Source organism: Rhodanobacter lindaniclasticus (assembly GCF_004799035.1).
Taxonomy (GTDB): domain Bacteria; phylum Pseudomonadota; class Gammaproteobacteria; order Xanthomonadales; family Rhodanobacteraceae; genus Rhodanobacter; species Rhodanobacter lindaniclasticus.
In genome coordinates this window covers 1-8,061 of record NZ_MWIO01000034.1, presented here as the reverse complement: position 1 = coordinate 8,061, position 8,061 = coordinate 1, and the positions used below count along the sequence as shown (strand labels likewise).

Here is an 8,061-nt window from a genome sequence, read left to right as displayed (position 1 = left end):
TGTATATTATGTCAATTGTTGCGGGAAGCGTGATCGTGGCTGGCATGGTTGTCGCTTGGCAGCGAAGCCCACGCAAGGAACAGCGCGCATGGCACGCAACCAGCCGGTAACACACTGGACATTCAACGAAGGCCGGCAAGAGCTGAAAAGCCCTGCCGGCCTTGTGATTTCCGTCCGAGAAATCGCGCAAATGCTGGCAGACCGCCAGGACAGCCGATACGACTTCACCGGGGAATGGTCAGGTTGGAAGATGCGCCGGCAATTCCTGATCCCGCCGTTCACCGGCAGGAATGGACCGAAGCTGACACCGGACAACGCGAAACGATTCGCGGAATGGGTGGCCGAGCCGGCTGCAAAAGACCAGGCGCGACGATCGAACACCCCCCGGCTATATATGGTGCGCTGATTCAGCGCGGCCGAACTGCGCCAACATCGGTACAACGCACAGACCGGCCCGCCACGTCCACCGCAGGCATTTGGACGTTGCCGCGCACGATGTACACGAAACCAGCGCGGCAGACCTCACCCGGAAGCAACGGCACCACGGAGACGACCGGAGCCGGAATCACCGGAGCCGGTGCAGGATGCCGAACCGTGGACGTACGCGAAAGAATGTAGCGGTACATCGGCACCGAGGCCAAGACCAAGAACGCCGCAATGGCGTAATACAACGCTGATCGCATGACGACATCCCCTGAAACCCGGAACCATCATAGAAGCAAAAGCGGGTTTGTCGGGGGAAGTATGTTGCCGAAGGAATGACGGACGGCGGAAGTGCGGCCGGGATGGAGTCCAGGCGCTGAATGACCAGTGCGGCCGGCCTTAGTTCGCTCCTTCCAGTCGCAGCGACCCCCACCGGCCGGAGGCTGGAAGAACCGGCCCGCCGTCGGCGGGGTTGGAACAACGCGGCGGGGAATAGTGAACCCGGGAGATCTACGGACTTCAAAAATGAAGAACGCAGAATCTTGGCTATCCACCATATAGCGCGGGGTGCGGGACAAGCTCGGGCGGGACGTAAGCGCGCGCGGTAGGCCGGTCGCCCCAATCCGTCGGAGTCGACGGGGAGGACGGAGGCGTGCGGCGGTCAGGAGCCGGCGCGGACTGACCGGACCCGTCAGAGGACGCGGGAGGAACCTCCCGCGGCCAGGAGGTGACGACCTGGGAATCCTTGCCGACAGAAAGCCGGACGCCGTAGCCATGCACGTCGACGGAGACGCCAAGCTCACGAATCTGAGCCAGAGAGAGGCGCTCCACCACGGTATCGCCTTGAACCCACTCCACAAGGCCCAAGGCAGGCGCCCCAGGCATCGAGACGACGCCGGCAAGACGCGCCCTGCCCTTGCCAGCCAGATCGAAAACATACGCTTGCCCGTCGTCCATCTTGGCATGCCGGGGCGCAGCAGCAGCGACAGGCGCAGCGGCAGGAGGCATCGACGGCGACAGCGAGACCGGACGAGGCGACGCCGGTACGGAAGCGTGCGAGGACTCACGCGCCAGCCCGGAGTCCGAGCCGAAGAAATGGGCGAGCTGCCACACCGCGAGCGCGACCAGCGGAAGGATGACGAGGGCATAGCGACCGAGCTTGCGCCAGACAGTTTGACCGCCGCCCTTGTACACAGTGCGATTTTCGCTTGCCGGGGAATAACCGCGATACATCGGAAAAATCGCGGGATCGTAAGCGAAGGTATCAGTAGCGACTTTTTCAAAACGATCCGGCGCAGTGGCGTGATAACGCTTAACCGAATACTTCCCTTCCAGGCCGACAGCAGTCAGCTTCTGAAAAACGTTTTTGCGCTCGATGCGACCACGAACAGAGGAATGTAGGCGGCGATACCACTGGGTCATTAATACCGCATCGCCGCCACTCTGACCAAGCAGCGCAAAAAATTCTTCAATCGCCGGTGAAATGGGCTCACGGCTGGCAACGTAAAACGTATGGCACTCATCAATGACACAAAGCGAGTCGCACAAATGAGGCGGAATAACCCATTCGCCTTGATCATTTTGAACAGCGCAAAATGTTTCCTTGACCTGGGCGGTAGGAACGGGAAACAACAACGCATCCAGCGCAGACAACTCGATTTTCAAATAATCAGCGATTATGCGCCGCTTCTCAGGTTCCTCGATTCCGTTCAGTCGAGCATAAACGCGCCGACCCGCAGAGAGCGCCGGCAAAATATGGCTTTTCACGACGTCATAAGACTTGCCCGAACGCGGCAATCCCTCATTAAAAACGAGCATAAATCACCACTGAAATAGAGTCGCGAACTTGCGAACCAGACGAAAGGCATAACCCGCGCCAATTAACGAGAGAGCAGCGGGAATCTTAAGCTGAACCATGAAGAAACCGACGATAGACCCGGTTTGACCAAGCAGCGAACCCATCGAGTTATTAGCGATCCAGTCGGGAACGGGAATGGATGAAATCGCCAAGGCGACGATGCCGAGGACAGCGGCAAGGATGTACGTCACCAGATCCTTGAGAAACGCCGCAAACGCCGCGAACAAGGAATTGAGCGCATAGCTCACCCAGCCCGTCAGGCGCGAAAGCCAACCCGTACCCGTGACTTGGGGAGGCGTGCCTAGCACTTTGCCAAGACCCTGGCCCATGGTAGGACCGGAGCCTTGCCCCGGACCCCAACTGCCGCCCCCGGTCAGGCAAGACTTGTTACCTGAGGCATCGGTAACACAGACCGAACCATCGGAACCGGTCGAGCCGTCGCCACAGACGGTGACGCCAGCGACCACGGAACACCCAGGGGGAACAGGGTCACCATTGGCGCCGGTGCCGTCGGAACAGACGATAACGCCGGAGACAAGCGAGCAGCCGGCAGGGAGGGAACCCGCGGAACGCACGGGCGAGCTATAAGACAGCGCGCCGACGCCCGCAGCGAACAGGAAAAAGACGAGGAAAGCGGCCTTAATAGATGGCGATACGAAACGCACTGAACGCCCCCACAGCGAGAACGAGCATGCCGGCCAGCGCAAGCAGCTGAAGCATGCCAGCGGAGCAGAAGAAATCGAAGGAGAATCCGTCAAGACCCCAATAGACGTTTCCGGGAATATGCCACGTAGGGCAAGTGCCGGAAATGCCGGCAGTATCGAAAAAACCGGAGACAGAGGAAACGAGCGGAGAGGCCGAAACGGACGCGCGAAATTGCGCGTAGACCGTGGCGGGAGTCTCGCCGGAAGGCTGATACATGCCGCCGACGATGCCATCGGCTTGGCCCACGTCGCAGACCCCCGTCGTGCACTTGCTGGACGTGGAGGACGAGGACGCAGGAGTGTCCGTGGTGCTGGTTTGCGTGCCAGTGGTTGTGCCCGTCGTCGTGCCGACAGAGGTGCTGTCACCCGAGCCGCCAGAGGTGCCACCGCCCGTCGTGGTGGTGTTAGTGGTGCTAGTGGTGGTGCTGCTGGTATTCGTTGTCGTGGTGCTGGACGTAGCGCCATTGGTGGTCGTGGAACTGGAATCCGTGCTGCCGTTGGCGGCATGATCGCCCGTGTCACCGGAGGACGGAGGCGGACCGCCAGCACCGGGCGCAGCCGTCACACACGTACCGGAAATCTGATCACAGAACGTGGTCGAACCGTCAGGATTCGAAGTTTCCGGCGGCGGCTTACCGGGAGGCGGCGGATCAGCCGGATCGGGAATATCACCACCCGTAAAATCCGCACCGCTCGCGCTGCAAACTGCCCCGGTCAGCGAATAGCCGCCATTATTCGGCCCGCCGACATTGAACGCCATTTCGCAGCGATCCGACGCGCGACAGGTCGCTCCCGACGCCTGCGAATAAAGATACGGCGTGCCCGTAGGCACAACCTCATTCGCATTGCACGTGGGAGGCGGATCGCCCTCAAAAGACCACCCCAGAGCCTTGTAATTGCCGCGCCCATAATCCACGAGCAGACACACTTCCTGCGCCGGGCACGAAGGATTCAACACCGTCGTCACCGGCCCCACCGCACAGGAAGGGTGCGACTCCGCCTCATACGACGACATCTGCGACTCGCACCGACTCAACGCCAGATCATAGGAAGCGTTTGAACTCGCCCGTGCCGGCGAAACCCACAGCGCCACGCCCACGAACAAGACAAACACGATCCAGCGCATCATTTGCGCTGATCCAAACCCGTGCAGCACGCCCAGGCGCACAGCGCCCCAAGAAAGCCGCAGAAAAGATTCATGATCACGTCAACCCCCCTTGAACACCGCGTTTGTTCGCGCCCATACCGTCGTCCTCGTCGTCGTCCTCGTCGTCGTCCTCGCGGTCATCGTCATCGACCAGGGAACGACCGCGACCGGCAGACAACGACGCAGCCTTGAAACGTTCCACACGCTCCCGGCGCTCGTCATCCAAATCAACCAGGAACGACCCCAGCAAGCCCACATCGAAGAACACCGAAACACGCCGCACGGCCCAAGCCGCGAAGATGACCACCGCGAGCAAGACCGCCGCCGCCACACATGCCGAAATCACCGGACCGGCATTCAGTCCCGACAGAACCCCGACGCCCGCGTCACTTGCAATCGTCGTACTGCCACAGACCGCACCGGGCGAACCCGGGTCACACAAAGAGCCAGTCTGGAAAGCTTCGGACACAGCAACACCCGCGGAAAGAAAGCGGAGCAGGTTCGACCCTGCCCCGCTTGGACGATCAGCCGAAGAACCGGGCGACCTTCTTGGTGGCCCACTTCGCGAAGCCGACGCCGGCCACGATCACACCGGCACCGACGATGGCAGTGATCGCGGTCGAGGTGTCGAGGCCGGACAGGATGGACGAGTAGTCCGTGCCCGTGGTCTGCGCCATCGCCGAACCCGCCACCACCATCGAACCCGCCAGCACGGCGGCACCCACACGCTTCATGTTGCGCATTGCATTTTCCTCATTTGAACATCGAGATAACGGCCCCGACGCAACGCGAGGCGATGTAAAACACCATCACCGCCCCCCATGCCCCGATGAACCAGCCTTGAGCTTGCGCAGGCGACGGCGCAGAAAACGCCGTGTTGACCGCCTGAATAAGCCCGTATTCACTGCCGGAGACCAAGACGTAACCCGTGCACTCGGAAACCGCCTGCCCGGTCGGGGAGAGCGTTCCGTCTGCATTGAGAATCACGCATTGAGCCACGACAGCGAATCCTTGTTGTCTGGACGTTTAGACGTCCAAACGTCTTGTATTACTTGGCGGAAGCCACCGGCTGGGGCTTGATCGAAGCGACCGCGAGCGGCGAGAGCACGACGCGGGTCACGGACAACCGGCCGTTATTGAAGGAGAAGGACTCCGGCGCCAGCTCGTATTCACCGGGCGGATATTCCTTGCCCGGATCGACCGTGACCTGAAACGACGACGGACGCCCCTTGATCGTCACGACGCACCACTGCCGGACGCGCTGCCGGGTCACGCCTTCCCAGGTGGATTCGAACTTCTCCGGGGTTTCGTTGAGCACTTCGATTTTCATTGCACTGTCTCCGATTGATCGACTTTGAAAGCCCACACTTGGCCGTCTGGCCCCACACAGACACGCCACGGAGAGCGCAAAAACTCCCCCGTATGCGCATCGACATATCCGCCGACGGTCTTGCGAATGTCGGCCGTTCCCGGCATGGCATCGCGAACCCACATGGGCGCGCGCCAGTACCGCACTTCTTCCCGCCCGGACTTGTCCAGGCCACCGACGCCGAACATGCGACAGCCGGCCGGATACGACGCAGCGGACGCCGCCGTGGCCTTGCTGGCGTACTTCATGAGGTAGCCGATGGGGTTTTGTGCCGTTTGGATGTTGGTGCTGCCATGCGGCCACCAAGCGTGACGCTGGCCCTTGTCGGGCGCAGGCAGAAACTTGCCCTTAGGGAGCCAAACGACCATGTGATAATGCACAGCACCGCGCTCTTGCAGCTCCGCGACCCACACAAAGCGGGCGCGAACCTTGTGCGACACGCACCAATGGTTGAAGGCCTTGCGAAACGCGCCCAAGTGACCAGGACGCCAGCCGTCAGCCTTGCGATACGTCAGCGTCAGGAACTTCAAATTCCAGCGCTGGGCCGAACGTTCGCAGTGCGCCTGCCAATGCAGAACGCGCGCGCCGTTGGAAACGCTCACCCGCATACGCTTGCAGCGGCCCGCGTCGCGATCAATCTTGAACCGCTCGCGAAGCGGCCGCTTTTCCTGCCCCGAAGTCTCGTCCCGATCCTTTGTTGCATAAGAGACAAGCCCCAGAGCGGCAGGCTCCGCGCTCGCTTCGCTCGCGCGGAGGCTGCCGCTCTTGATGCGACCCGCGGCGACTTCCTGGCCCATACGGAAAGCAACACGGTCGCGCTTTTGCGCAGGCGTCAAACGACGCCATTCAGCGGCGACAGACGCAATGCGCATTCGCTCAGCAATGTACTCGTCGGGAACGGCGAAGGTCATTCGTCGTGCTCCAGATCGCCAGCAACCTGCAGGTTGTCCGCAAGGGACTCTGCACCCATCGAGAGAACGAAATGGAACATCTGCTGGCCGTGCTCGGCAGCGCGAGCCGAGAGGCCTTCCAGCTCCTGGACAACGGCGAGCACTTCGGCAGGCGTGACAGGACCGCAGGCGTCAACGTTCATGGGAATCCCCTGGAAACAGGTCGAGAAAGGCAGCGATGCGCGCAATCAGCTCGGCGCGCGGCGGGAGGTCAGGCATCGGAACAGGGGACGCATGTTCGGCCATCCACTGGTTGTGATAGACCGTGCAGCGCAGCTCGCGCACCTTGCGAGTCAGCTCGGGAGGTATGTCCGAATCGTCATGCCGGCCGATAATCTGCGCCGCCATGCGAAGGCCGGAAAGCTGGCCTTCGGCGTAGACCGTCGCCGCATCGACCATGACGTCAGTCACAGCACGCGCGGTCATCGCTCACCCCGACGAAACAGGCGGAACACAGAGCGAACCTGCCGGGGAATCTGCGCAAGGCCGGTGAAGAAAACCCAGAGGACGAGGCAGGCCCAGAAAGCGTTCACGAGCCGGTTTCCTCACCGCAGCGCATGCAGCAACCGTCATCGTCGACAGGACGATAGTCGCCGCAGTTGTCGCAGAAGGCTTCGCCGTCGTCGTCAGAATCAGACGGCTCGAACAAATAATCACAGTGCTCGCAATAGTGATAATCACTATCGAGACCTTCAAACGCAGACCCACCACAATTCGGGCAACGACTCACTGGACACCCCCAGCACGAGCACGAGAAAACCGAGCACGCAGCGACCAAGCGCCGGCACCCACAAAGAAACCGAGAAAGAAAATCGCCCAGGCGAGCCAGCCAGAGGCCAGCGCGTAACAGAGGCCGTCGAGACAGAAACTCATGCGACAGCACCCCACTCCACAAGAACGCGCCTCACGAAGCACCCCCGAAGCGTTCCGCCGCCCTGCCCCGTGCTACAGAGCGCAGGGGAACACTCGGCAGCGCCAGATGCGATGTGCCAGGACACAAGGCAGGGCGGCGGGAACCTGGGGAAATCGGATAGCCGGCGCAACCGGCCAAATTGGCCCGCAGACGCGCACGGAGGGCGCGGAGCCGAAGGACCAGCACCACGAGCCAGAACGCGGCTAGAGCGAAGGGAATTGCGGCGAGAAGGTACATTTAGACAACCCCTGCATCTTCCAAGCCCCTTGGAAGTCGCAGGCATTACAGTACCCTTGTAAGTCACTTGTCAAGAGGCTTGTAAACATGACCGCATCAATCGCACTACTTGACAAATTCGCGAAGGCGTGCAATGCGAAGAACGACAGCGACACGGCGCGAGCACTTCGCGTGCAACCGTCGGCGGTCAACAACTGGCGACACGACCGAGCAAAACCGAGCGCCGCCACGATAGAAAAAATGTGCAAGGCAATCGGCGAGCCGACAAACAAATGGTTGCCGCTGATCGAAGCAGAACGCGCACGAAACCCGGAAGATCGCAAGGCTTGGCTTCGACTCGCGCAAGCCGCCGCAGCCGTAGCCATGATGTACACGTTTAGCCGTCTAGACGTCCATCACGAAATGCTGACCGCCGTCGTGATCGCTGCGCGTAATCCGGGCAGTCTGTATATTATGTCAA

Annotated in this window: 12 protein-coding genes; 2 read left to right on the top strand and 10 right to left on the bottom strand. The window is 61.1% G+C overall.

What is annotated here, in order from left to right; genetic code table 11:
- The coding region (locus B1991_RS12990; RefSeq protein ID WP_210772134.1) for a hypothetical protein at positions 1-406 on the top strand (406 nt) is incomplete at its 5' end.
- Positions 407-969: 563 nt separating this feature from the next.
- On the opposite strand, the gene B1991_RS12985 is transcribed toward B1991_RS12990, so the two are convergent.
- From B1991_RS12985 to B1991_RS12945, 10 genes are all read right to left on the bottom strand, one after another.
- Positions 970-2,241, bottom strand: coding sequence for a zonular occludens toxin domain-containing protein (locus B1991_RS12985; RefSeq protein ID WP_136259104.1), 1,272 nt, complete (start codon positions 2,239-2,241; stop codon positions 970-972).
- A gap of 3 nt (positions 2,242-2,244) precedes the next feature.
- Positions 2,245-2,946, bottom strand: coding sequence for a hypothetical protein (locus B1991_RS18680; protein WP_168709642.1), 702 nt, complete (start codon positions 2,944-2,946; stop codon positions 2,245-2,247).
- Positions 2,921-4,114 carry a hypothetical protein gene (locus B1991_RS18675; RefSeq protein WP_168709641.1) on the bottom strand — a complete coding sequence of 398 codons (1,194 nt, stop codon included), beginning with the start codon at positions 4,112-4,114 and terminating at the stop codon, positions 2,921-2,923. Before B1991_RS18675 ends, B1991_RS18680 begins: the two co-directional genes overlap by 26 nt.
- A gap of 73 nt (positions 4,115-4,187) precedes the next feature.
- The gene (locus tag B1991_RS12975; protein WP_136259102.1) at positions 4,188-4,601 is read right to left on the bottom strand and encodes a hypothetical protein; all 414 of its coding nucleotides are present in this window, start codon (positions 4,599-4,601) and stop codon (positions 4,188-4,190) included.
- Positions 4,602-4,656: 55 nt separating this feature from the next.
- Positions 4,657-4,875, bottom strand: coding sequence for a hypothetical protein (locus B1991_RS12970; protein ID WP_246031163.1), 219 nt, complete (start codon positions 4,873-4,875; stop codon positions 4,657-4,659).
- Positions 4,876-4,885: 10 nt separating this feature from the next.
- Positions 4,886-5,131 carry a hypothetical protein gene (locus B1991_RS12965; protein ID WP_136259101.1) on the bottom strand — a complete coding sequence of 82 codons (246 nt, stop codon included), beginning with the start codon at positions 5,129-5,131 and terminating at the stop codon, positions 4,886-4,888.
- Between the two features lie 49 nt (positions 5,132-5,180).
- Positions 5,181-5,462 carry a hypothetical protein gene (locus tag B1991_RS12960; protein WP_136259100.1) on the bottom strand — a complete coding sequence of 94 codons (282 nt, stop codon included), beginning with the start codon at positions 5,460-5,462 and terminating at the stop codon, positions 5,181-5,183.
- Positions 5,459-6,412, bottom strand: a complete 954-nt coding sequence (locus tag B1991_RS12955) for a rolling circle replication-associated protein (protein WP_136259099.1) — start codon at positions 6,410-6,412, stop codon at positions 5,459-5,461. The genes B1991_RS12960 and B1991_RS12955 overlap by 4 nt, the downstream gene beginning before the upstream one ends.
- The gene (locus B1991_RS12950) at positions 6,409-6,594 is read right to left on the bottom strand and encodes a hypothetical protein (protein ID WP_136259098.1); all 186 of its coding nucleotides are present in this window, start codon (positions 6,592-6,594) and stop codon (positions 6,409-6,411) included. The genes B1991_RS12955 and B1991_RS12950 overlap by 4 nt, the downstream gene beginning before the upstream one ends.
- A complete protein-coding gene (locus B1991_RS12945) occupies positions 6,584-6,877 on the bottom strand; it encodes a hypothetical protein (RefSeq protein ID WP_136259097.1) in 294 nt (97 codons plus the stop codon). Before B1991_RS12945 ends, B1991_RS12950 begins: the two co-directional genes overlap by 11 nt.
- A gap of 811 nt (positions 6,878-7,688) precedes the next feature.
- Here B1991_RS12945 and B1991_RS12940 point away from each other — a divergent pair.
- On the top strand, positions 7,689-8,061 hold a 373-nt coding region (locus tag B1991_RS12940), incomplete at its 3' end, for a helix-turn-helix domain-containing protein (protein ID WP_136259096.1).